This window comes from Oleiphilus sp. HI0086, assembly GCF_001635225.1.
The window spans coordinates 1-593 of record NZ_LWFZ01001077.1; the positions used below are offsets into that span (position 1 = coordinate 1).

1 protein-coding gene is annotated in these 593 nt (G+C 41.7%); it reads right to left on the bottom strand.

The genetic code is table 11. The features are described 5' to 3' along the window. Positions 1-67: 67 nt before the first annotated feature. The coding region (locus tag A3756_RS19110; protein ID WP_082865372.1) for a chemotaxis protein CheD at positions 68-593 on the bottom strand (526 nt) is incomplete at its 5' end.

Below are 593 nucleotides of genomic sequence, written 5' to 3' on the forward strand. Positions count from 1 at the left end.
ACAATTAAAACTTTTATCTTACTCAAACCTACTTCTCCACGAAAAGTACGACATATTACTGCGCGAATCAGTCAAACAACTCAACACCACCGCTTGGTGCGGACTTTTGCTTCAAGTCATTGCTATAGCTAATCTCTCTTTGCAAGACTGTATCGTTTGTTGTTTCTCTAAGCTTTCTTACTTTAACTGCACCGGTATCGGGAAAATACAAGACCTTTCTCGGGTATATATCACCAACATCTTCCGCTGCTAGCTCAAAATTTTCTTCGTAAATGTACTTTCTTACGTACGCTATATTTCGCTTACCAATGTCAGTCATGTTGCTAAGAACATTGCCGCCACCAAAAACTTTGATTTCGAGATTTCGACGCGTACCACCAAGCTTTAGGATTTCGTTAATAAGAAATTCCATCGCCCAGTTTCCGTACCTGGAGGCACTGCTTATTTCTGAAGCTCCCCACTTTTCCGTCGAATGAGCCCCTTGCTCTGGTAACATAAAGTGATTCATTCCACCTATACCAAGTTGCACATCTCGAACACAGGCAGAAATACAGGAACCCAGTACGGTAACAATCATTTCTCCAGTTTTGCTC